This is a genomic window from Paenarthrobacter sp. NCHU4564, from assembly GCF_052156435.1.
Classification (GTDB): Bacteria; Actinomycetota; Actinomycetes; order Actinomycetales; family Micrococcaceae; genus Arthrobacter.
Genome location: NZ_JBQLIS010000012.1, coordinates 39,772 through 61,478, shown reverse-complemented (window position 1 = coordinate 61,478; position 21,707 = coordinate 39,772). Strand labels below are relative to the sequence as shown.

Below are 21,707 nucleotides of genomic sequence, written 5' to 3'. Positions count from 1 at the left end.
TAATATGACCCAAACCGCCCTTCCCGGCCTGGTTACGCCCCCCAAACTGCCGAACGGAACCCTGCGGATCGTTCCGCTCGGCGGGCTGGGGGAGATCGGCCGCAACATGGCGGTCTTCGAGATCGGCGGCAAGCTGCTGGTTGTTGACTGCGGCGTGCTTTTCCCTGAGGAAACGCAGCCGGGCGTCGACCTCATCCTGCCCGATTTCTCCTATATCGAAGACCGCCTGGACGATGTGGTCGGTGTCGTGCTGACCCACGGCCACGAAGACCACATCGGCGCAGTACCGTATTTGCTGCGCCTCAAGCAGGACATTCCCCTGATCGGCTCCCAGCTGACCCTGGCGCTTGTTGAAGCCAAGCTGCAGGAACACCGGATCAAGCCCTACACGCTGACCGTCACCGAGGGCCAGGTGGAACAGTTCGGTCCGTTCGAATGTGAATTCGTGGCCGTCAACCACTCCATACCGGACGCCCTGGCTGTCTTCATCCGGACGGAGGGCGGGACAGTCCTCCACACCGGCGACTTCAAAATGGACCAGTTGCCACTGGACGGCCGCATTACCGACCTCCGGCACTTTGCCCGCCTCGGAGAAGAGGGCGTGGACCTCTTCATGGCGGACTCCACCAACGCCGATGTCCCGGGTTTCACCACGGCCGAAAAGGAAATCGGTCCCACACTGGACCGGTTGTTCGCCACGGCCAAAAAGCGCCTGATCGTCGCTTCCTTCTCCTCTCACGTCCACCGGGTCCAGCAGGTCCTCGACGCAGCGTCCAAGCACGGCCGTTACGTAGCTTTCGTGGGCCGTTCCATGGTGCGCAACATGGCCATCGCCGCGAAGCTTGGCTACCTGGACGTTCCCGACGGCATCCTGGTGGACATCAAGAACATCGATGACCTGCCCGACGACCGTGTTGTCCTGATGTCCACAGGTTCGCAGGGCGAACCCATGGCTGCCCTGTCACGGATGGCCAACGGAGACCACCGGGTGGTGGTGGGCCCGGGTGACACCGTCATCCTGGCGTCCAGCCTCATCCCGGGCAACGAGAACGCCGTCTTCCGCATCATTAACGGCCTTCTCAAGCTCGGCGCCGAGGTCATTCACAAAGGCACGGCCAAGGTCCACGTTTCCGGCCACGCAGCGGCCGGTGAGCTGCTGTACTGCTACAACATCCTGAAGCCGATCAATGCCATGCCGGTTCACGGTGAAACGCGTCACCTGATAGCCAACGGCAATATCGCCCGGGAATCGGGAGTGGCGTCTGAAGGAATCATCCTTAGCGACAACGGCAGCGTGATCGACCTCAAGGACCACAAGGCCAGGATCGTTGGCCAGGTGGAAGTTGGCTTTGTCTATGTGGATGGCTCCAGCGTGGGCGAAATCACCGACGCGGACCTCAAGGACCGGCGCATCCTGGGCGACGAGGGCTTCATCTCGGTGATCACGGTGATCAACCGCACTACCGGGAAGATTGTTTCCGGCCCGGAAATCCATGCCCGGGGCGTAGCGGAGGATGACGCCGTCTTCGACGAAATCATCCCCAAGATCAACGCGGCGTTGGAAGAAGCCGTCCTCAACCACACGGACCACACCAACCACCAGTTGCAACAAGTGGTGCGGAGGGTCATCGGAACCTGGGTGAACCGGAAACTCCGCCGGCGGCCCATGATCATCCCCGTCGTGCTGGAGGCTTAGCGCTCCGGCAACATGCATACCCCAAGGGGGCCTGAAATCCGCTGGTTTCAGGCCCCCTTGGGGTAGCGTGGCAGATATGGCGACCCGTACTTCATCCACGCCACGAGGCAGCTCAAGCAGTAAATCCGGCACCTCGGGCCGGGGCACCGCTGCATCCAAAAGTGCGTCGGCAGCAAAGGGCGGCAGGGGCAGCTCTCCCCGCGCCAGGCAAACAGCCGATGTCCAGGCTCCGCTGCCGTTGCGCATGGTGTCCGGTGCCTGGCAGGGCGTGGGCCACGTCGTCGGAGCCGGCGTCCGCCGGATCGGCCATGATGTCAGCGACCTCGACCCAGCGGACCGCAGGGACGGCGCCGCCCTCTTCAACCTTGTGCTGGGCATCGCCATTGCCACCTTCGCCTGGTGGGGCCTGACCGGATGGCTTCCCGACATCGTCTACAGCGTGGTCAACGGCACCTTCGGCTGGATGACGCTGCTGCTGCCGCTCATGCTCTTTGTCTGCGCCTTCCGCCTCTTCCGAAAGCCGCAGGATGGGCGCGGCAACAACCGCGTTGGCATTGGCTTCATGATCATGACCCTCGCAGGATCGGGACTGGCTCACATCATTGGTGGACAGCCCACGGTGTCTGAAGGCTTCGATGGCTTGCGCCGCGCAGGTGGCATGCTCGGTTTCCTGGCCGCCTCGCCCCTTGCAGCCATCCACGCGGCCGTTCCGGTTCTGCTGTACAGCCTTTTGGCTTTCGTGTCCCTGCTGATCGTGACGGCGACCCCGTTCGGTGCCATCCCGTCCCGCATCCGCGCCGCCTACGAGCACCTCATGGGAGTGGATCTCGAGGAAGCCCGTGCCGACGCCCATGACCGCAGCTATCTGTACGGGGATGAACCGGCGGCCAAGTCCCGCAAAAAGAAGCGCATGCGGCTCTTCGGCAAGGACGGGGAGACCGAAGCAGGGCTGGAAGGCTATGTTGGCGACGAAGCCTTTGAGCATGCCTTGGTGGACGACGACGAGTCCTCTGCCGCGTCCGCGCCCCGCGTCCCGCCCGGCGTGCGCCGGCCTACGCAGGCCGAGATCGCCGTCGGGAAGATCAAGGCCGCCCAGGGCCTTGCAGCCGCTCCCGGCCTGGACAATCCCACGGAAGCGATTCCGGTGCTCACGCCGGACACTGTGGCCCAGCCGGCAGCCCAGGTGCCTGCCAGGCCTGCCACGCCGCCGCCTCCGCCCACCCCGATCCCGCAGCGGACAGAACAGCTGTCGTTGGCCGGCGATGTCACGTACACCCTGCCCGCCTCCGACTTCCTGACACCCGGGTCCATTCCCAAGGAGCGCACCGAGGCCAACGACGCCGTCGTGGCCGCGCTGACGGACACCTTGACGCAGTTCAACGTCGACGCCACCGTGACGGGCTTCAGCCGAGGTCCTACGGTCACGCGCTACGAGATCGAGTTGTCGCCCGGCACCAAGGTCGAACGTGTCACGGCACTGTCCAAGAACATCTCCTACGCCGTCGCTTCAAGCGATGTCCGCATCCTGAGCCCCATCCCGGGCAAGTCTGCGATCGGCATCGAGATCCCCAACACGGACCGCGAAACCGTCTCGCTGGGCGACGTCCTCCGGAGCCAGAACGCCCGCCGTACGGACCATCCGATGGTCATGGGCGTGGGCAAGGACGTCGAGGGCGGCTACGTGGTGGCCAACCTCGCCAAGATGCCCCACCTCCTGGTGGCAGGTGCCACGGGCGCCGGTAAGTCGAGTTTCGTGAACTCGATGATCACCTCCCTGCTGATGCGGGCCACGCCTGACGAAGTCCGCATGGTCATGGTGGACCCCAAGCGGGTTGAACTCACGGCGTACGAGGGCGTTCCGCACCTCATCACTCCCATCATCACCAACCCCAAGAAAGCCGCCGAGGCGCTCCAATGGGTGGTTCGGGAGATGGATGCCCGCTACGACGACCTCGCCAACTACGGCTACAAGCACATTGACGACTTCAACAAGGCCGTCCGGGCCGGCAAGGTCACGCCACCGGTCGACTCCAAGCGGGTCATCAAGCCCTATCCATATCTCCTGGTGATCGTGGACGAACTCGCCGACCTCATGATGGTGGCCCCACGCGACGTCGAAGATTCCATCGTCCGCATCACGCAGCTTGCCCGCGCCGCCGGCATCCACCTGGTGCTGGCAACCCAGCGTCCGTCCGTGGACGTCGTGACGGGCCTGATCAAGGCCAACGTGCCCTCCCGCATGGCCTTCGCCACCTCGTCCGTCACGGACTCACGGGTTGTGCTGGACCAGCCGGGAGCCGAGAAGCTTATCGGCCAGGGTGACGCCCTCTTCCTGCCGATGGGCGCTTCCAAGGCCATGCGCGTCCAGGGCGCCTGGGTTTCCGAGTCGGAAATCCATAAGGTCGTGGAGCACGTCAAAGGCCAGCTGCAGGCGGTCTACCGCGACGACGTCGCTGCGGACGCGCCCAAGAAGCAGATCGACGACGACATTGGTGACGACCTCGAGGTCCTGCTCCAGGCCACTGAACTGGTGGTCACTACGCAGTTCGGCTCAACCTCCATGCTGCAGCGCAAGCTCCGCGTCGGTTTTGCGAAGGCAGGCCGCCTGATGGACCTGCTGGAGTCCCGCGGGGTGGTGGGACCCTCCGAGGGTTCCAAGGCCCGCGACGTCCTGGTGAAGCCGGATGATCTTGCCGCGGTCCTGGCCGCCATGAAGGGACAGGAAGCGCCGGCCGCGCCGGATGCCCACACCGCGGCGCTCAGCGATAACGCAAACTCGAACATCGGCGTCGGCGGTTATGCCGAGGACGTCGTCGCCGCAGACCTCGACAACCGGACCCAGGCCATCGACTACTACGACGACGCTGACGGACGCAAGGACGATGACGACGGTGAGGATGCCTGGTCGCTCACAGGCAGGTGATTTTCAGGAGGGACACCGTCAGACGGTAGCCTAGAGGAGTGACTACAGCCGAGGGTGACAACGCCACTTCCAGCAGCTCCGACGTCTGGAACCTGCCGAACATCCTCACGATGCTCCGCATCGTCCTTGTTCCGTTTTTCGTATGGTTCCTGCTGGCCGACAACGGCCAGGACGGTCTCTGGCGCTGGGCGGCAGTGGTTGCCTTCGCGGTGGCGATCTACACGGACAAGCTCGACGGCGACATCGCCCGGGCGCGTGGCCTCATCACCAATTTCGGGAAGATCGCCGATCCCATCGCCGACAAGCTGCTTATTGGCTCGGCACTCGTCCTGCTGTCCTTCCTGGGCGAGCTCCCGTGGTGGGTCACCATCCTCATCCTTGCCCGTGAGTGGGGCATTACCGCCCTGCGCTTCTTCGTGATCCGTTACGGCGTCATGCCGGCGTCCCGCGGCGGGAAGCTGAAGACCGTGGTCCAGACCGTTGCCATCTTCCTTTACATCATGCCTTTGGAAGCCATGGCTCCATGGCTGGTTATCGTTGCCTTCTGCGTCATGATGCTGGCGTTGGCGATCACGTTGTGGACCGGAGTGGAGTACGTGGTCCAGGCGCTCAAGCTCCGGGCTGCCGGACGCCGCGCATGAGCGGCCTCCCGGGAGCGGAACCGCCTGCTGCCCAAACAGCGACGGCGGCCGTCGCCTTGGCCCTGGGAAAGCACCTGACGGTTGCCACGGCCGAGTCGCTGACAGCCGGCATGGTCGCGGCGGCCCTGGCCGGCACGCCAGGGGCATCCGGGATGCTGCAGGGCGGAGTGGTGGCCTACCAGAACTCCGTCAAGGCCGATGTCCTTGGAGTGTCCCGCACGCTGCTCGATGCCGTTGGTTCCGTGGACGGGGGAGTGGCGGCAGCCATGGCGGAGGGCGCCCGGCGGGCCTGCGGGGCTGACATAGGAATTTCCACGACCGGCGTGGCAGGACCCGAACCCCACGACGGCAAGAAGGTGGGCACGGTCTTCATCGGAGTGGCTGCACCGGAAGGAGCGGAAGCGTTTGAATACGCATTTTCGGGGGACAGGCAAAGTATCAGGGAACAAGCCTGCAGCAGCGCACTGGCGCGGCTGCTCGATACGTTGGAGGGCCTTGGTTACCGTGCGTAAAGCAACCGGGAACAAAAACTCATTGCCAATAGTTGTGTCATTGTGTCGCTTCGGAAAGGCCGGGGCGCCTAGGATGTAGAAACCGACCCGGTCCCGCCAGCCAGCGGACCGGAACTAATGAGGGAGCAAGGCGATACAGATGGTAAAGCAGCCCGTATCCGTAAACGGCGTGGTCCGCTGGAAGGATGTGGGCTTGGCTGATCAGGCACAGAGCGAACAGAAGGAGCGCAAAATGGTCGTACTACGCCACGAAATCGGTGATGTACTGCGCGATGTCCGCCAGCGTCAGGGCCGCACGCTTCGCGAGGTATCGCACAGCGCCCGTGTCTCGCTCGGATACTTGAGTGAGGTTGAACGCGGCCAGAAGGAAGCTTCCTCCGAGCTTCTTTCGTCAATCTGCACCGCCTTGGACGTTCCGCTGTCCAGCATGCTGCGCGAGGTCAGCGACCGCGTTGCAGTTGCTGAAGGTGTTGCTGTTCCGGACACCGTGCCGCAGGAGTTCTCGCAGCGCTACGGTCGTGATCTTGACCTCACCGACGACTTCCCGCAGGGCATGCTCTCCGGAGCCCGCTAGGAGTCCACGCACCAGACCAATGCAAAAGGTCCCTGGCCGCAAGGCCAGGGACCTTTTTGTGTGTGGTGTCGGGGCTGACCCACCCGGGGCGTGGCGGGGTTGGGCAGATGGTCTTCCAGGTGTATCCCGGGTCAGGCTGCGGTGTCCCCGGGATTGGCAGCCTCGTTGTCCTTGAAGGGTGCGTCCTTCATCAGGCCGTCACCATAGACGGCGTTCAGGCGCCCCATGTACTCTGCCAGGGCCTGGACGTCTTCCAGCGGCCACTCGCCCAGCCGTTCCCTGAAAACCTGTCGGCGTGCGTCCTGGACCTGATGCATCTTTTCCTCGCCCTTTTCCGTCAGGCGGATCGACTGTGCCCTCCCGTCCTGGGGGTCTGCCTCCTTGTAGACCAGTCCGATGCTCTCGAGGAAAGCTATCTGGCGGCTGACGGAAGGCTTGCCAACACCGATACAAGAGGCAAGGTCGGTCAGGCGGATGGGACCTTCCCTGCGGATGATGGTCAGCAGTCCATAGGCGGCCGGTTCCATGTCCGGGTGTACCTGCCGGGACAGCTGGTGGGAGATCGAGCGCGCGCGGCGCCAGAGCAGGCTCAGCTGGTGTTCCACCTGCTGGAGGGCGTCATCAACGTCGTCGCCCGGCACGCCGGGCGCCTGCGTGCTCTGGTGGGGATTGCTCATGGCAACCATTCTAGAGTCCGCAGGGCATGAGAGACTCTATCCGTGAGGGCAAGTGACTTTTGGCGTTTGATGGACGATGAATTCGGTGCCGGCTACTCCCGTGTCCTTGCATCGTCCCTGGTGCTGGCGGGCGTTGGCGGCCGGACCGCGGTGGATGCCCTCGCCGCCGGTTTCGATCCCAGGGATGTTTGGCTGGCACTTTGCGATGTCCAGGACGTTCCTCCGGAGCGTCGGCTCGGGAGGGACATCAAGCCCTCCGCGAGCTAGCGAAGGCCGGCCCATCGGCATTGGTTCCGGCAAAGGGATCGTGGATTGCCGGCACGGCGGTTCCGTGACGCGGCGGTTCCGTGACACGCCGTGACGTTGTTCGAATATCTGTTCGGATGGGGATATGCTCCTCACAGAGGAAAATTGATCCTGGACGACGCATTCCAAGGCATCCGGCGGCCGCTGTTATCCACATAGCCAACACCGGCACCTAAAAATGTCAGGGCGCAGTAATAGCGTCTGAGGTGACAGGAAAGCGGCCGTTCAGGCCACTCCACAGCGAGAAAGCATCAGAGGTGTGAACCATGGCGGCAACCCCGGATCGTGAGAAGGCGCTCGAGGCAGCGCTGGCCCAGATCGACAAGCAGTTCGGTAAAGGCTCCATCATGCGGCTGGGTGATGACACCCGCGCACCGATCGAGGTCATCCCCACAGGATCCATCGCCTTGGATGTCGCCCTGGGCATCGGCGGACTTCCCCGCGGCCGCGTCGTGGAAATCTACGGCCCTGAATCCTCTGGTAAGACCACGGTTGCCCTGCACGCGGTGGCTAACGCACAGCGAAATGGAGGCATCGCAGCCTTCATCGACGCCGAACACGCGCTTGACCCGGACTACGCCGCCAAGCTCGGGGTGGACACGGACGCGCTCCTGGTGTCCCAGCCGGATACGGGTGAACAGGCGCTGGAGATCATGGACATGCTGGTCGGCTCCGGCTCCCTGGATATCATCGTCATCGACTCCGTGGCAGCCCTGGTTCCACGCGCCGAAATCGAAGGCGAAATGGGCGACTCCCACGTCGGTCTCCAGGCACGACTCATGAGCCAGGCCCTGCGAAAGATCACCGGCCGGCTGAGCCAAACCAAGACCACGGCCATCTTCATCAACCAGCTACGCGAGAAGATCGGTGTCTTCTTCGGTTCACCGGAAACAACTACCGGTGGCAAGGCCTTGAAGTTCTACGCGTCAGTGCGTATCGACGTCCGGCGCATCCAAACGCTGAAGGAAGGTGCTGACTCTGTCGGCAACCGGACCAAGGCCAAGATCGTCAAGAACAAGATGGCCCCTCCCTTCAAGCTGGCCGAGTTCGACATCATCTACGGGCAGGGCATCTCCCGCGAGGGCGGCATCATTGACATGGGTGTGGAGCACGGCATCATCAAGAAATCCGGTTCCTGGTTCACCTATGATGGCGATCAACTGGGCCAGGGCATGGAGAACTCCCGTCGCTTCCTGCGGGATAACCCGGAGCTCGCCCAGGAACTTGAGCGCCTCATCAAGGAGAAGCTCGGTGTCGGCGTCAAGCCTGAGGAAGATTCACCCAAGCTGAAGGCCGTTGACGGCTAGGCGTGGGCCGGACCCGGACTCCTCCGTTGCCGGTGATCCTGAGCCCGACCCGGAGTCCATCGCGCGCGCCATCGTCCTGAGACAGTTGACGATGGCGCCGCGCAGCCGGCTGCAGCTGTCCCGGAAGCTGGCTGAACGTCATGTCCCGGAGCACGTGGCGGAAGCAGTCCTTGACCGCTTCGAAGAAGTCCAGCTGATTGATGATGCAGAGTTTGCCCGGATGTGGGTCCGAAGCCGCTCCCAGACCAGGAAGTTGGCCAAGGGGGCACTCCGTCGTGAGCTTGCAGACAAAGGCATTGAGCCGGAGGACGCAGAAGACGCATTGGCCCAGGTGTCCGACCAGGACGAGGAAGCGGCCGCCAGGGACCTGGTGGAGCGCAAGCTGCGGCCGGGGCTGGATCTGTCTGACCGGGCAGAACGGGACAAGCAAACGCGCAGGTTGGCATCCATGCTGGCCCGCAAGGGATACGCGCCCTCCATGGCGTTCAGGATCGTAGGAGAGGTGCTGGCGGAAGCCGGTACCCTTGAGTAGTGAGTTTGACCATTCCTTCCCCTTCAGCAGCAGAACCCGTTCAGCCTTCATCCGGGCCGCGTACCTATCAGGTCCGGACGTTCGGTTGCCAGATGAACGTCCACGATTCCGAGCGCATGGCCGGATTGCTGGAAGAAGCCGGTTACATCCCTGCTGAAGGTGAGCTGGCCGACGTCGTTGTCTTCAATACCTGCGCCGTCCGTGAAAACGCGGACAATAAGCTTTACGGCAACCTGGGCCAGCTGAGGCAGGTGAAGGCTGCCAACCCGGGCATGCAGATTGCGGTAGGCGGTTGCCTGGCACAGAAGGACCGGGACACGATCGTCCGCAAGGCGCCCTGGGTCGATGCAGTGTTTGGCACGCACAATGTTGGTGCCCTCCCGGCGCTGCTTAACCGCGCGAGGCACAACAACGAGGCCCAGCTGGAAATCCTGGAGTCGCTGGATGTCTTTCCTTCCACACTCCCCACCAAGCGAGACTCCGTCTACTCGGGTTGGGTTTCGATCTCAGTAGGATGCAACAACACCTGCACGTTCTGCATCGTCCCCTCGCTCCGCGGCAAGGAGAAGGACAGGCGACCGGGCGAGATCCTGGCCGAGATCCAGGCCCTCGTTGACGACGGCGCCGTGGAAGTCACGCTCCTGGGCCAGAACGTCAACTCCTACGGGGTGGAGTTCGGCGACCGCCAGGCATTCTCCAAACTGCTCCGCGCCTGCGGCGACATCCAAGGCCTGGAACGCGTTCGCTTCACCAGCCCCCACCCTGCTGCCTTCACGGACGACGTCATCGACGCCATGGCGGAAACGCACAACGTGATGCCGCAACTGCACATGCCGCTGCAGTCCGGCTCGGACAAGGTCCTCAAGGACATGCGCCGCTCGTACCGGTCCAGCCGGTTCCTCGGCATCCTGGACAAAGTGCGGGAGCGCATCCCCAACGCTGCCATTACCACCGACATCATCGTCGGGTTCCCGGGAGAGACCGAAGAAGACTTCCAGGCGACCCTGGACGTCGTCGGGAAATCACGGTTCTCCTCGGCGTTTACCTTCCAGTACTCAAAGCGTCCCGGAACCCCGGCAGCCGACCTTCCGGACCAGCTGCCCAAGGCCGTGGTGCAGGAGCGTTTCGAACGCTTGACGGCCCTTCAGGACCGCATCGCTGCTGAGGAGAACGCCAGGCAGCTCGGCCAGGAGGTGGAGATTCTGGTGACTGCCCAGTCCGGCCGGAAAGCTGGGGAGACCCACAGGCTGTCGGGCCGGTCCAAGGACCAGCGCCTGGTGCATTTTTCGGTGCCGGAAGGAGCCGAGACACCCCGTCCGGGTGATTTCGTGACGGTGACCATCACTGAAGCCGCAGCTTTCCACCTCATTGCCGACCCTGCAGGCCCGGCGGAGTATCACCTGCGGAGGTCCCGCGCCGGAGACGCGTGGGACCGTGCCCAGGCGGAGACGTGTGGGGTGCCCGCCCCAGGTGCCGGTGCCGGGAAGACGGGCGTATCCCTCGGGATGCCGTCGCTGCCTGCCCGCCGCGCCTGAGCGGCGGCGGGGACACTCCATGGCTCCACCGACCCCACGGCCGCTCCATCCGCCCGTGATCGCCATTGTTGGGCCTACGGGTTCAGGCAAGTCCGACCTCGGAGTCCAGCTTGCACGTGCTCTTGGCGGGGAGGTCATCAACGGTGATGCGCTTCAGTTCTACCGCGGCATGGACATCGGCACGGCCAAGATCACCGAGGCCGAGCGGGAAGGCGTGCCGCACCACCTTCTGGACATCATGGATGTCACGGAGGAAGCCAGCGTGGCTGCCTTTCAGGATCAGTGCCGCGCGGCCATCCGGGACATCCATTCCAGGGGAAAACGGGCGATTTTGGTGGGCGGCTCAGGGCTCTACATCCGCGCTGCCCTTGACGTGCTGGAATTTCCGGGAACGAACCCGGTGCTGAGGAAGCAATTGGAGGACCAGCTCACCATCCACGGCCTTGCGTTCCTCCAGGCCCGGCTGGCGGGCGTTGACCCGGTGTCTGCTGCACGTCTCACCGACGCCCGGCGTGTCATCCGCGCGTTGGAAGTCCACGAACTCACCGGCCGGCCGTTCAGTTCGTTCATGCCCCAGCGGGAGTACTTCCAGCCGGCGGTCCAGATTGGGCTGTCCGTGGAACGGGACGAGCTTCGCAGCCGGTTGGCCACCCGCGTGCATCGCATGGTGGATGCCGGATTGCAGGCAGAAGTCGAGCGACTGGACCGGGCGGGACTCCGCAAGGGCAAGACGGCGTCGCGCGCGTTGGGGTATTCGCAGTTCCTGAAAGTCCTGGACGGCACATCCGGCGTTGACCAGGCAGCAGAGGAAACGATCGTGGCTACGAGGCAGTTCGCCAAACGGCAGCTGACGTGGTTCCGTGCGGATCCGCGGATCACCTGGTTGGACTGGAACCTGCCGGACCTCGCCGTCCAGGCTGCAGCAGTGGCAGGGAACGGCTGATTTCTGGCCGTACACACCGTGCAGGTAGCCTAGGTTCATGGATCAATCTGCCGCAGTTTCCGCCCAGCAGCCCACGGTTGCAACTGCTTCCCAGCCCGCAGCCAAGCTCTCCGGCCTGCGATTCTCCAAGGGGCATGGAACCGGCAACGATTTCGTCCTGATCGCAGATCCCGCTGACAACCACACGATCACCCCGGAACAAGTCGCTCAGTTGTGCGACAGGCACCGGGGAATTGGTGGCGACGGGCTCATCCGTGCCGTTCCGTCCAGGTTCCTGCCGGAGGGCAGGGAACTCTTGGCACAGGATCCTGCCGCCGAGTGGTTCATGGACTACCGCAACGGGGACGGGTCACTGTCGGAGATGTGCGGCAACGGCGTCCGGGTCTTCGTTCATTTCCTGATTGAGGAGGGCCTGGTGGAACTGGCATCCGGCCAGGTCCTCACCATAGGAACCCGCGGAGGCATCAAGAAGATTGTACGGACCGACCATGGTTATGCCGTGGACATGGGCCCTTGGGAGTTCATCTTCCCTGCCGAAGCCACCAGCAAAGCCATGGATGCCTTGGTCAGCGCCGAGGGACTTGAGGTTGCCAGGCCAGGGCTGTCGGTGAGCATGGGTAATCCGCACACGGTGGTGGCGCTGGCGGAAATGGCCGAGTTGACCTCCACCCAGCTGTACAAGGCGCCGGTGGTGGATCCCAAGCCCGTCAACGGGACCAATGTGGAGTTCGTTGTCCCCGCAGAACCCCTGGTCCACGATGGCGTGGGAACCATCACCATGCGGGTCCACGAACGTGGCGTGGGCGAGACGCAGTCCTGTGGAACAGGTGCATGCGCTGCGGCCGTCGCCATCCGGCATTGGGCGGGCAGCACCGCACCCAACGCCTGGAACGTGAACGTTCCGGGGGGAGTGGTGGGAGTCAAGTTCTTCCCGGGTGAAGACGGCAGGGAACACGTCGAACTGAGTGGCCCCGCTGTGATCGTTGCTACCGGGACGCTTTCCTGACCCGGAGGATCCTGAACGACTTGGACGTGCTTTCCCGGCTGACGCTGAAGGTGTTGTCCAGTTCCGTGGCCAACCACCGTTGCAGCGAGTCTGAGCCAAGGTTCTTCTGAACCACCAGCCATGCACTGCCGCCTGGCGCCAGGCGGGGGAGCCAGGTGAGCAGCAAGGTGTGGAGTTCGGCTTTCCCGATGCGGATGGGCGGATTGGACCAGATAGTGTCGAACTCGACGGCAGGATCCACCTCATGCGGCAGGCTTGCCTTGACATTCGGCAGGCCCAGCGACTGCGCATTCTCGTTGGTCAGAACGATGCATCTCTCGTTGACGTCCACGGCATGGACCTGCGCAGAGGGCGCCATCAGCCCCATGGTGAGGGCAATCGGGCCCCACCCGCACCCAATGTCCAGCAGGTTGCCCTGCGGGGAGGGCGGGGGAACCTCTGCGAGCAGTATTGCAGTTCCTTTGTCGATCCCGTCGGGGCTGAAGATCCCGGATGAAGTGTGCACGTGGCGGGTCGCTCCGGCCAGTTCCACCGTGAGCGGCTTCCGGACAAAGGGACCGGCCGGTTGGGCGCTGAAATAGTGTGCAGACTCCATAATTTGCCAGCGTAGTTGCCCGTGGGGCCGCTTGGGAAACTGCAAGCACAGAAGGCCAATTTGACACCGGATGATAGTGTTGAATGCATGTTCTTGATCTTTGAGTAACCGGCCGTCTCACCGGCACCGCCCGCGACGCACGCCGTCGCTGATCTGGCTTCAACCGCATCTGCGTTGAACAGCATCAGCCACCGGCAATTCCGCCAGGCAGGATCCATCCGGCTCATCCGCCCACCGCTTACCATCAAGGATACGGTGCCGCGGGCTCAGTAAAAGATCACCTCTTCCGCACTTGCCATCGCCCGGATACCGCTCCATTCAGGAATCGGTCACCGCGTCGGCAGGCTGCCATGAGTTGGCATTTTCCCGGCGCCGGGATGGTCCTCCGCAGCGGACTCCCGCTTGATGAAAAGCACCCGCTTGTTACAGCACGCACGGGGAAACCCGGCTGCCTGTTCAGATCACAGGAGGCCCTTTTGGCCCAATCCCGTCAGCCCAGCGCGAATACTGCCCCACGCGCACGCAATCAGCATTATTCTGGAATAGCCGAACAGTCTAAGGAGACCATGACCACCCAGAACCATTCCGGATCCGATTCCGACGCCCAGGACATGAGTCCTGAACAGATCCAGGCCGTCATCGACCGGATTCTTTCCAAGGATGTCCCCGCGCAGGCATCCGGGGACAACCAGGACAAAGGCGTGTTCGGCAAGGCCCAGGCCATCTCCACCCTTGATGAAGAGCACAGCGTCTACGACGGAGAGCAGGAAGACCTGGCCGAACGTCGCGCACTGCGCCGTGTTGCCGGCCTTTCCACGGAACTCGAAGACGTCACCGAAGTCGAATACCGCCAACTCCGCCTGGAACGGGTGGTGCTCGCCGGTCTCTGGACCGAAGGAACGCTGGCCGATGCGGAGAACTCGCTCCGTGAGCTCGCGGCCCTGGCGGAGACGGCCGGGTCCGAGGTCCTGGACGGGCTTGTCCAGCGGCGCATGAAGCCGGATCCCGGTACGTTCCTTGGTTCCGGCAAGGCGCAGGAGCTCAAGGACATTGTTGCCGCCACCGGCGCTGACACCGTGGTGGTGGACACTGAGTTGTCCCCGTCCCAGCGCCGTGGCCTTGAGGACATCGTCAAAGTCAAGGTCGTGGACCGAACCACCCTGATCCTTGATATCTTCGCCCAGCATGCCAAGAGCCGCGAGGGCAAGGCCCAAGTGGAACTGGCACAGCTGGAATACCTGCTTCCGCGGCTTCGCGGCTGGGGTGAGTCGATGTCCAGGCAGGCCGGTGGCCAGGTGGGCGGCGCCGGCGCCGGCATGGGTTCACGTGGTCCGGGTGAAACCAAGATCGAACTCGACCGCCGCCGCATCCGTACGCGGATGGCCAAGTTGCGTCGGGAGATCGCCGCGATGAAGCCTGCGCGCGAGACCAAGCGGGCCAACCGCCGTCGTCATGCCATTCCGTCCGTTGCGATTGCCGGCTACACCAATGCCGGTAAGTCGTCCCTGCTGAACCGGCTGACTGACGCGGGAGTCCTGGTGGAGAACGCCCTGTTCGCTACCCTTGACCCCACGGTCCGCAGGGCGCAGACGCCCGACGGAATCGGCTACACGCTGGCCGATACTGTGGGCTTCGTCCGGTCGCTGCCTACCCAGTTGGTGGAGGCATTCCGCTCCACGCTGGAGGAAGTTGCCGATGCTGACCTGATCCTCCATGTGGTGGACGCTTCCCATCCGGACCCGGAAGGGCAGATCGCTGCTGTCCGGGCGGTGTTCACGGAAGTCGACGCCCGCAAGGTGCCGGAGATCATTGTCCTTAACAAGGTGGATGTCGCCGATCCCTTCGTCGTGGAGCGTCTGAAGCAGAAAGAGCCCCGTCATGCCGTGGTGTCCACCCGCACAGGGCAGGGCATCGCGGAACTGCTGGAAACGATCAGCCAGGCCATCCCGCGGCCCGGTGTCCGGCTGGACGTGCTCATTCCCTACAACCGCGGCGAGCTGATCAGCAAGCTCCACTCTTCGGACGCGGAAATCCTGAGCCTTGAGCACCAGGAAGACGGCACGCGCGTGGTGGCCATGGTCCGTGAAGGGCTGGCCGCTGAACTGGAGTCATTCGTCACCAATGGTTGAAAAGGTGGCGGCGGACGTCGTCGAGTCGCCGGGGGAGAAGTTCACCCTCGGGTTGCTGGAAAAGGCTGTTGCCGGGATGGGCGGCCAAAGCCGTACCGGGCAACATGAAATGGCCAAGCACGTGACCCGTGCCATCGAGTCCGGGGAACATCTGTTGGTGCAGGCGGGGACGGGTACGGGTAAGTCACTGGCGTACCTGATTCCGTTGATCGCGCATTCCATGGACAGCAACAAACCCACGCTCGTGTCCACCGCCACCCTGGCCCTGCAGACACAGATTGTTGGCCGGGATCTTCCCCGGCTCCTGGAGACCATTGGCCCTGCCCTGGACCGTCCCGTGAACGTGGCGCTGGTCAAGGGCAGGGCCAACTACGTCTGCCTCCAGAAACTCGAGGGTGGTTTTCCCAGCGAGGAACCGTCCGAAGGCCAGCTCTTTTCGCTGGGCGAGGACACCAGTGTCCCGCACTTCGCGGCGTCTGTGGGTGGGCCGTCGTCGCAGTTGGGCAAGGAAGTGGTGCGCCTGAGGGAGTGGGCGGAGACCACGTCCACCGGTGACAGGGACGAATTGATGCCGGGCGTCACGGACCGGGCCTGGAGGCAGGTGTCCGTCACGTCCATGGAGTGCCTGGGAGCGCAGAAATGCCCCCTGGCAGAAGAATGCTTCAGCGAACAGGCCAGGGCCAGGGCTGCAGAAGCCGACGTCGTGGTAACCAACCATGCGATGCTTGCTGTCAGCGCTTTTGAAGGGCTTGCTGTCCTTCCCGAGTACGACGTCGTGGTGGTGGATGAAGCCCATGAGCTCCAGGACCGCGTGACCGGTGCTGTGTCGGGCCAATTGTCGGTGGCCATGGTGCACGCCGCAGCATCCAGTGCCCGGAAGCACACGGCGATTACCGTGGATGCCCTCAACGCCGCGGCCGATAGGCTGGACCTGGCAATTGCAGGAGTTCCCAACGGCTTGCTGCCGAACGGCCTGAACGATGAACAACTGGACTGCATCGACCAGTTGCGTGATGCTGCGCGTGCCGCGCTCTCGGACTTCAAGCCGGATTCGTCGGGCCAGAACGCGGTCGACGGCGGCAGGCAGCTCGCGCGGTCACGGCTTCTTCTCATCCTGGAACTGTCAGAGCGGCTGCTCGCTGCGAAGGAAAACCGCGAAGTCGTCTGGTTCTCCAGGAACAGTACATTCGATCCGCAGCAGGGTTACTCCCAACCGGATGAAACCGCCCCCGCCCTGATCAACATCGCTCCCCTCAGTGTGGCAGGAAGGCTCAGGGAAGGGCTTTTCGCAGGCCACACCGTGGTGCTTACCTCCGCCACCTTGGCCATCGGATCCGCATTTGAGCCGGCTGCCGGGGGACTGGGACTTGTGGGCGACGGGGCGCCAAGCTGGACAGGCCTGGATGTCGGATCGCCTTTCGACTATCCAAAGCAGGGTGTGCTCTACGTCGCGCAGCACCTGCCCAAGCCCGGGCGCGGAACCTCCCCGGAAGCGCTCGATGAGCTGGAAGACCTGATCCGGGCATCCGGCGGCGGAGCACTGTGCCTGTTCTCTTCACGGCGGGCGGCAGAGGAAGCAGCTGACGCCATGCGCCTGCGACTCGATGACACCATTCTCTGCCAGGGTGAATCCACAATGGCCGCGCTGGTGAAGCAGTTCGCCGACGAACCGGATACCTGCCTTTTTGGGACCATGTCCCTGTGGCAAGGGGTAGACGTGCCCGGCGGCTCGTGCCGGCTCGTGGTCATTGACCGGATACCTTTCCCCCGTCCGGACGATCCTCTGATGACGGCAAGGTCGCGGGCTGTGGCACAGTCCGGCGGCAATGGCTTCATGGCCGTCTCGGCCACGCATGCCGCGGTTCGTTTGGCGCAGGGCGCCGGTCGGCTGATCCGTTCCACAGGGGACAAGGGGGTCGTCGCGGTCCTGGACCCGCGGCTTTCCACGGAACGCTATGGGGCGTTCCTGCGTGCTGCCCTCCCGCCGTTCTGGGCGACGACGGACAGCAAGGTGGTCCAGGGCGTTCTGCGCAGGCTTAGTGCCTCCACGGGCTGACGCTCCAGGAGCGGGAACAGCCTTGAAGCCACAGCGGGCGCAGCGCCGAAGCTAGAGCGAGCGGAGAACTGAAACGACCTTGCCCATGATGGTGGCCTGGTCACCAAGGATGGGTTCGTACTGGGTGTTTTGCGGCAGCAGCCATGTGTGGCCGTCGCGTTGCCTGAAGGTCTTCACGGTAGCTTCGTCGTCCAGCAGCGCCGCCACGATGTCTCCGTTGACGGCGTCGTTCTGGCGCCGCACCACTACCCAGTCGCCGTCGCAGATCGCGGCATCGATCATGGAGTCGCCGGCGACCTTGAGCATGAACAGCTCGCCGTGGCCTACCAGCTGCCGGGGAAGTGCGAGGACGTCCTCTACGGTCTGGTCAGCGAGGATCGGACCGCCGGCAGCAATCCGGCCCACCAACGGAACCATGGCGGTGTCGCTCGCGCTGGCGAGTTCCGTGACGGCCAGCCCGCCGGTGGTGCGGAGGGTTGCGGGTGCTTCCACGCCCGGAATCGCGGCGCCACTGTCAAGCGTCAGGGGCATCAGGACTTCCATTGCCCTTGGACGCTTGGGGTCCCGGCGAAGGTACCCGAGTTTCTCCAGCTGGGACAGTTGGTGCGTGACGCTGGACAGGCTTGCCAGGCCGACAGTGTCGCCGATCTCACGCATGCTGGGCGGGTACCCGTTGTCATTGACTGACCGCTGGATGGTTTCCAGGATCTTCTTCTGACGGACGGTCAGGCTTTTGGGACTTTTCTGGGGCTGTTGGCTCCGCAGGGGTGCCCCGCCGCCGTTGGCCTTGGATGCCATGTACGCCATTGCCCTTCCGCTCCGCCCGGCCTCCACAAGGAGGTGTCCGGGGATGGGGGTCCGAAAAATGTCAGACCCTCCTGTTCCACTGGAACAGTGCTTGTTCCTTCAGTCAAACGTAGGTCAGGCGCATGCGTTTATCAAACATTTGTTCTAGCGAGTCTCGACATCGTTCGTTGATAAGTGCTAAAAATGTCATAGCAAGGTTCGAATATGTGTTCTATAAATCCTTGGCTCGCATGGAATGTCCGGACGCTGCGTTCGAACATCGGTTCGGGCCGGGGGGACACAAGAATTGGCAGCCTGTCCGGTTTCCGGCCCAGGCAATCGCTTAGAAGGGCTCAGCTCATGTCCGCAGTCACCGCGTTCAGTGATTTCCGCAGTACCCCCGTTCCGGCCCGTATCCGGCTGACCCGGCGCGGCAGGATTGTCTTCTTCGGAATCCCGGCCATGCTGTTGGCAGCAGCCCTCCTGAGCCTGGCCGGTTTCATTACCTCTCCGGCCAAGGCATCGGATTCCCCATCCCAGCTCCAGCCGCCCGTGGCTGTCTCCGTGACAGTCCAGCCCGGCCAATCGCTCTGGGGTATTGCCGGGGCCGCCGCCCCGGACCGCGATCCGCGGGATGTCATCGCCGAGATCATCCAGCTCAACGACCTCCCGGGCGGACGCATCCAGCCGGGCCAGCAGCTCTTCGTTCCCGCCGGCTGAGGTGCTTCCAGCTGTCACAGTTACCGGCGGGTCGCCGCGGCCCCTTAAACTGTGGTGGTGAGTGACCAGCTTGAGCGACTTGACCGCCTTCCCCTCCGGACCAACCTGCGTGGACTGAGCCCCTACGGCGCACCGCAGCTTGACGTCCCCGTCCTGCTCAACGTCAACGAGAACACCCATGGCGTCCCGGCCGACGTGCAGGCAGCCATCACCGAGGCCGTCGCCGCGGCTGCGACCAGCCTCAACCGATACCCGGACCGTGAGTTCACCGAGCTTCGGGTAGCCTTGGCGGAGTACCTCGGGCACGGCCTGTCTGCTGACAACATCTGGGCGGCCAACGGATCCAATGAGGTCCTTCAGCAGATCCTGCAGGCTTTCGGCGGCCCGGGACGCAAAGCACTGAGCTTCCCGCCCACCTATTCCATGTACCCCCTCCTGGCCAGCGGCACGGACACCGAGTACATCAGCGGTATCCGGGGAGAGAACTATGGGCTGGATGCCGCTTCTGCGGCCCGCCAGGTGCTCGAGACCGAAGCCAACATCGTGTTCCTGTGTTCCCCGAACAATCCCACGGGCACCGGCCTTGGCCTGGATGTCGTGGAGGCGGTATACGAGGCCGGTGAGGCCAGCCAGGCAATCGTGATCGTGGACGAGGCCTATCACGAGTTCGCCCACGACAACACGCCCAGTGCACTGACGCTCCTGCCTGGCCGGGAGCGCCTCATTGTCTCCAGGACCATGAGCAAGGCTTTCGCCCTGGCCGGTGCCCGCATCGGCTACATGGCAGCCGCTCCCGAGGTAACGGATGCCATTCGACTGGTACGCCTGCCGTACCACCTTTCGGCTGTCACCCAGGCCACGGCCTTGGCCGCTCTGCACCACCGGGAAGCCCTCATGGCTGATGTGGAGGACATCAAAGTCCAGCGCGACCGGATTGTCACGGAACTGCTTCGCCTGGGCTTGAAGCCGGCCGCGTCGGACTCCAACTATGTCTTCTTCGGCGGCCTGGAAAACCCGCTTGCCATCTGGCAGGGCTTGCTGGATGCCGGTGTGCTCATTCGTGATGTCGGCATCCCGGGGCACCTGCGCGTCACGGCGGGAACCGAGAAGGAAACCACAGCCTTCCTGGAAGCGCTGGAAGCACTGCTGGCCTGAGCCGGCCCGCCGGCCAACTAAACTTGTTACCAGAACCCACCCGAAACTTGTTGTAGAAGGACATCCCAATGAGCGAAACCGGCGCTACGCCGTCCGCTGCCCGCACTGCACGCATGGAGCGCACCACCAGTGAGTCCTCCGTCCTGGTCGAAATCAACCTGGATGGCTCGGGTGTCTCGGACATCAGCACCTCGGTTCCCTTCTATGACCACATGCTCACGGCTCTGTGCAAGCATTCGCTGATCGACATGACCGTCAAGGCAACAGGGGACACCCATATCGACGCGCACCACACGGTGGAGGACGTCGCCATCACGTTCGGTGAAGTGCTTCGCACTGCGCTGGGCAACAAGGCCGGCATTCGCAGGTTCGGTGAGGCGACTGTGCCCTTGGACGAGGCCTTGGCCCACGCAGTGGTGGATGTGTCCGGCCGTCCCTACCTGGTTCACGGAGGTGAGCCCGCAGGCCAGGAGTACCACTTGATCGGTGGACACTTCACGGGTTCCCTGACCCGGCACGTTTTTGAAGCCATTACCCTGCACGCCGGCATCTGCCTGCACATGAACGTCCTTGCCGGCCGGGACCCGCACCACATCGTGGAGGCACAGTTCAAGGCCTTCGCCAGGGCGCTCCGGGCGGCTGTCGAGTCCGATCCGCGCGTCGAAGGCATTCCATCCACCAAGGGGGCATTGTGAGCGGCCAGATCCTGAAGGACGGGGCGGTAACGGACGCTTCCGCCGCCGTGAGGCCGGCGTCGCCGGAAGGCAAGCCGACCGTGACGGTGCTGGACTACGGTTCCGGCAATGTCAGGTCAGCCGTACGCGCCCTGGAACGGGCAGGCGCCGAGGTCATCCTCAGCGCCAAGCCTGAAGATGTGTTGAACGCGGACGGACTCCTGGTTCCCGGCGTGGGCGCCTTTGAGACGGTCATGCGGGAGCTCAAGGCAGTAGACGGGATCCGGATGATCGGCCGCAGGGTGGCCGGTGGACGTCCTGTCCTGGCGATCTGCGTGGGCCTGCAGGTGCTCTTCGAAGCCGGTGTGGAACACGGCACCGAATCGGAAGGCATGGCAGAGTGGCCTGGCAAGGTCGAGTTGTTGCCCGCGCCCGTGGTGCCGCACATGGGGTGGAACACCGTGGATGTCCCGGAAGGCTCCAAGCTCTTTGCCGGCGTGGAGAATGAACGCTTCTACTTCGTCCACTCCTACGGCGTCCAGGACTGGAACTTCGACGTCGTCCAGCCGCGGATGACTCCGCCCCAGGTGACGTGGTCCGAGCACGGTGCACGTTTTATCGCTGCGGTGGAAAACGGCCCGCTCTGCGCAACGCAGTTCCACCCGGAAAAATCCGGCGATGCCGGGGCGCGCCTGCTGCGGAACTGGGTCGATAGTCTGCGCAGGCCCGGCTCCGATGCCGCCACGGTTCCCGCGGGCGGCGCTGCCTGACATGTGGTCCATTGTGTTGATGGGTCTTGCAGGCCTTTTGGTGGGCGGCGGAATTTCCTTCCACCAGCAGAAGAAGCCGTTGTGGGTATCCCTCTCCTTCTATGTGCTGGCGGCCATGTCGCTGCTGGCTGCCTATCTCCTCACCCTGCCAGGCAAGTAACCGGCCCGGC

The 21,707-nt window shown here is 63.7% G+C and carries 21 protein-coding genes; 18 read left to right on the top strand and 3 right to left on the bottom strand.

The window, feature by feature from the left end; all coding sequences use genetic code 11:
* The first annotated feature begins 4 nt into the window (after window positions 1-4).
* The 5 genes from ACSVIE_RS13400 (at window position 5) to ACSVIE_RS13380 (ending at window position 6,346) form a co-directional block, all read left to right on the top strand.
* Complete coding sequence (locus tag ACSVIE_RS13400) at window positions 5-1,696, top strand: ribonuclease J (RefSeq protein WP_442424160.1); 1,692 nt, start codon at window positions 5-7, stop codon at window positions 1,694-1,696.
* Between the two features lie 76 nt (window positions 1,697-1,772).
* Window positions 1,773-4,619, top strand: coding sequence for a DNA translocase FtsK (locus ACSVIE_RS13395; protein WP_442424159.1), 2,847 nt, complete (start codon window positions 1,773-1,775; stop codon window positions 4,617-4,619).
* A 38-nt stretch (window positions 4,620-4,657) separates the two neighbouring features.
* Window positions 4,658-5,260 (top strand): CDP-diacylglycerol--glycerol-3-phosphate 3-phosphatidyltransferase, encoded by a 603-nt coding sequence (pgsA, locus tag ACSVIE_RS13390; RefSeq protein WP_426006846.1) that lies wholly within the window; start codon window positions 4,658-4,660, stop codon window positions 5,258-5,260.
* Window positions 5,257-5,772 (top strand): CinA family protein, encoded by a 516-nt coding sequence (locus tag ACSVIE_RS13385; protein ID WP_426006848.1) that lies wholly within the window; start codon window positions 5,257-5,259, stop codon window positions 5,770-5,772. Before pgsA ends, ACSVIE_RS13385 begins: the two co-directional genes overlap by 4 nt.
* Window positions 5,773-5,911: 139 nt before the next feature.
* Window positions 5,912-6,346, top strand: a complete 435-nt coding sequence (locus tag ACSVIE_RS13380) for a helix-turn-helix domain-containing protein (protein WP_223936578.1) — start codon at window positions 5,912-5,914, stop codon at window positions 6,344-6,346.
* Window positions 6,347-6,477: 131 nt separating this feature from the next.
* Here ACSVIE_RS13380 and ACSVIE_RS13375 read toward each other — a convergent pair whose 3' ends face one another.
* The gene (locus ACSVIE_RS13375; protein WP_426006849.1) at window positions 6,478-7,023 is read right to left on the bottom strand and encodes a MarR family winged helix-turn-helix transcriptional regulator; all 546 of its coding nucleotides are present in this window, start codon (window positions 7,021-7,023) and stop codon (window positions 6,478-6,480) included.
* A 42-nt stretch (window positions 7,024-7,065) separates the two neighbouring features.
* Here ACSVIE_RS13375 and ACSVIE_RS13370 point away from each other — a divergent pair, with 42 nt between their 5' ends.
* The 6 genes from ACSVIE_RS13370 to dapF all read left to right on the top strand — a co-directional run bounded on the left by ACSVIE_RS13370 (window position 7,066) and on the right by dapF (window position 12,652).
* Window positions 7,066-7,290, top strand: a complete 225-nt coding sequence (locus tag ACSVIE_RS13370; protein ID WP_426006850.1) for a DUF3046 domain-containing protein — start codon at window positions 7,066-7,068, stop codon at window positions 7,288-7,290.
* A 305-nt stretch (window positions 7,291-7,595) separates the two neighbouring features.
* Window positions 7,596-8,636, top strand: a complete 1,041-nt coding sequence (gene recA / locus ACSVIE_RS13365; protein WP_426006852.1) for a recombinase RecA — start codon at window positions 7,596-7,598, stop codon at window positions 8,634-8,636.
* Window positions 8,626-9,168 carry a regulatory protein RecX gene (locus tag ACSVIE_RS13360; protein ID WP_426006854.1) on the top strand — a complete coding sequence of 181 codons (543 nt, stop codon included), beginning with the start codon at window positions 8,626-8,628 and terminating at the stop codon, window positions 9,166-9,168. The genes recA and ACSVIE_RS13360 overlap by 11 nt, the downstream gene beginning before the upstream one ends.
* Complete coding sequence (miaB, locus tag ACSVIE_RS13355; protein ID WP_442424158.1) at window positions 9,168-10,703, top strand: tRNA (N6-isopentenyl adenosine(37)-C2)-methylthiotransferase MiaB; 1,536 nt, start codon at window positions 9,168-9,170, stop codon at window positions 10,701-10,703. The genes ACSVIE_RS13360 and miaB overlap by 1 nt, the downstream gene beginning before the upstream one ends.
* Before the next feature lie 19 nt (window positions 10,704-10,722).
* On the top strand, window positions 10,723-11,646 hold the full coding sequence (miaA, locus tag ACSVIE_RS13350) for a tRNA (adenosine(37)-N6)-dimethylallyltransferase MiaA (RefSeq protein ID WP_442424157.1): 924 nt from the start codon (window positions 10,723-10,725) through the stop codon (window positions 11,644-11,646).
* 37 nt (window positions 11,647-11,683) lie between these two features.
* The gene (gene dapF, locus ACSVIE_RS13345) at window positions 11,684-12,652 is read left to right on the top strand and encodes a diaminopimelate epimerase (RefSeq protein WP_442424156.1); all 969 of its coding nucleotides are present in this window, start codon (window positions 11,684-11,686) and stop codon (window positions 12,650-12,652) included.
* On the opposite strand, the gene ACSVIE_RS13340 is transcribed toward dapF, so the two are convergent.
* Window positions 12,633-13,247: a class I SAM-dependent methyltransferase gene (locus ACSVIE_RS13340; protein WP_442424155.1), complete on the bottom strand. Its 615-nt coding sequence runs from the start codon at window positions 13,245-13,247 to the stop codon at window positions 12,633-12,635. The two genes, dapF and ACSVIE_RS13340, sit on opposite strands and share 20 nt — an antisense overlap.
* 566 nt (window positions 13,248-13,813) lie before the next feature.
* On the opposite strand from ACSVIE_RS13340, the gene hflX reads away from it, so the two are divergent.
* Both hflX and ACSVIE_RS13330 read left to right on the top strand, forming a co-directional pair.
* A complete protein-coding gene (gene hflX / locus ACSVIE_RS13335) occupies window positions 13,814-15,376 on the top strand; it encodes a GTPase HflX (RefSeq protein ID WP_426006864.1) in 1,563 nt (520 codons plus the stop codon).
* A complete protein-coding gene (locus ACSVIE_RS13330; protein WP_442424154.1) occupies window positions 15,369-17,432 on the top strand; it encodes an ATP-dependent DNA helicase in 2,064 nt (687 codons plus the stop codon). The genes hflX and ACSVIE_RS13330 overlap by 8 nt, the downstream gene beginning before the upstream one ends.
* A gap of 51 nt (window positions 17,433-17,483) precedes the next feature.
* Here the strand turns inward: ACSVIE_RS13330 and lexA are convergent, their stop codons facing one another.
* Window positions 17,484-18,230, bottom strand: a complete 747-nt coding sequence (gene lexA / locus ACSVIE_RS13325; RefSeq protein ID WP_426007512.1) for a transcriptional repressor LexA — start codon at window positions 18,228-18,230, stop codon at window positions 17,484-17,486.
* Between the two features lie 348 nt (window positions 18,231-18,578).
* Here lexA and ACSVIE_RS13320 point away from each other — a divergent pair, with 348 nt between their 5' ends.
* From ACSVIE_RS13320 to ACSVIE_RS13300, 5 genes are all read left to right on the top strand, one after another.
* On the top strand, window positions 18,579-18,938 hold the full coding sequence (locus ACSVIE_RS13320; RefSeq protein ID WP_426006868.1) for a LysM peptidoglycan-binding domain-containing protein: 360 nt from the start codon (window positions 18,579-18,581) through the stop codon (window positions 18,936-18,938).
* A gap of 57 nt (window positions 18,939-18,995) precedes the next feature.
* Window positions 18,996-20,093, top strand: a complete 1,098-nt coding sequence (locus ACSVIE_RS13315; protein WP_442424153.1) for a histidinol-phosphate transaminase — start codon at window positions 18,996-18,998, stop codon at window positions 20,091-20,093.
* 68 nt (window positions 20,094-20,161) lie between these two features.
* Window positions 20,162-20,788 (top strand): imidazoleglycerol-phosphate dehydratase HisB, encoded by a 627-nt coding sequence (hisB, locus tag ACSVIE_RS13310; RefSeq protein ID WP_089594411.1) that lies wholly within the window; start codon window positions 20,162-20,164, stop codon window positions 20,786-20,788.
* A complete protein-coding gene (gene hisH / locus ACSVIE_RS13305) occupies window positions 20,785-21,537 on the top strand; it encodes an imidazole glycerol phosphate synthase subunit HisH (RefSeq protein WP_426006872.1) in 753 nt (250 codons plus the stop codon). The genes hisB and hisH overlap by 4 nt, the downstream gene beginning before the upstream one ends.
* Window position 21,538: 1 nt before the next feature.
* On the top strand, window positions 21,539-21,697 hold the full coding sequence (locus ACSVIE_RS13300) for a hypothetical protein (protein ID WP_442424152.1): 159 nt from the start codon (window positions 21,539-21,541) through the stop codon (window positions 21,695-21,697).
* The last annotated feature ends 10 nt before the right edge of the window (window positions 21,698-21,707 follow it).

What these genes read in the sequence shown, in the direction of transcription:
- ACSVIE_RS13400 (WP_442424160.1), top strand. Translation starts at nt 5, where the DNA reads ATGACCCAAACCGCCCTTCCCGGCCTGGTTACGCCCCCCAAACTGCCG.
- ACSVIE_RS13395 (WP_442424159.1), top strand. Translation starts at nt 1,773, where the DNA reads ATGGCGACCCGTACTTCATCCACGCCACGAGGCAGCTCAAGCAGTAAA.
- ACSVIE_RS13385 (WP_426006848.1), top strand. Translation starts at nt 5,257, where the DNA reads ATGAGCGGCCTCCCGGGAGCGGAACCGCCTGCTGCCCAAACAGCGACG.
- ACSVIE_RS13380 (WP_223936578.1), top strand. Translation starts at nt 5,912, where the DNA reads ATGGTAAAGCAGCCCGTATCCGTAAACGGCGTGGTCCGCTGGAAGGAT.
- ACSVIE_RS13375 (WP_426006849.1), bottom strand. Translation starts at nt 7,023, where the DNA reads ATGAGCAATCCCCACCAGAGCACGCAGGCGCCCGGCGTGCCGGGCGAC.
- recA (WP_426006852.1), top strand. Translation starts at nt 7,596, where the DNA reads ATGGCGGCAACCCCGGATCGTGAGAAGGCGCTCGAGGCAGCGCTGGCC.
- miaA (WP_442424157.1), top strand. Translation starts at nt 10,723, where the DNA reads ATGGCTCCACCGACCCCACGGCCGCTCCATCCGCCCGTGATCGCCATT.
- dapF (WP_442424156.1), top strand. Translation starts at nt 11,684, where the DNA reads ATGGATCAATCTGCCGCAGTTTCCGCCCAGCAGCCCACGGTTGCAACT.
- ACSVIE_RS13340 (WP_442424155.1), bottom strand. Translation starts at nt 13,247, where the DNA reads ATGGAGTCTGCACACTATTTCAGCGCCCAACCGGCCGGTCCCTTTGTC.
- hflX (WP_426006864.1), top strand. Translation starts at nt 13,814, where the DNA reads ATGACCACCCAGAACCATTCCGGATCCGATTCCGACGCCCAGGACATG.
- ACSVIE_RS13330 (WP_442424154.1), top strand. Translation starts at nt 15,369, where the DNA reads ATGGTTGAAAAGGTGGCGGCGGACGTCGTCGAGTCGCCGGGGGAGAAG.
- lexA (WP_426007512.1), bottom strand. Translation starts at nt 18,230, where the DNA reads ATGGCATCCAAGGCCAACGGCGGCGGGGCACCCCTGCGGAGCCAACAG.
- ACSVIE_RS13320 (WP_426006868.1), top strand. Translation starts at nt 18,579, where the DNA reads ATGTCCGCAGTCACCGCGTTCAGTGATTTCCGCAGTACCCCCGTTCCG.
- hisB (WP_089594411.1), top strand. Translation starts at nt 20,162, where the DNA reads ATGAGCGAAACCGGCGCTACGCCGTCCGCTGCCCGCACTGCACGCATG.
- ACSVIE_RS13300 (WP_442424152.1), top strand. Translation starts at nt 21,539, where the DNA reads ATGTGGTCCATTGTGTTGATGGGTCTTGCAGGCCTTTTGGTGGGCGGC.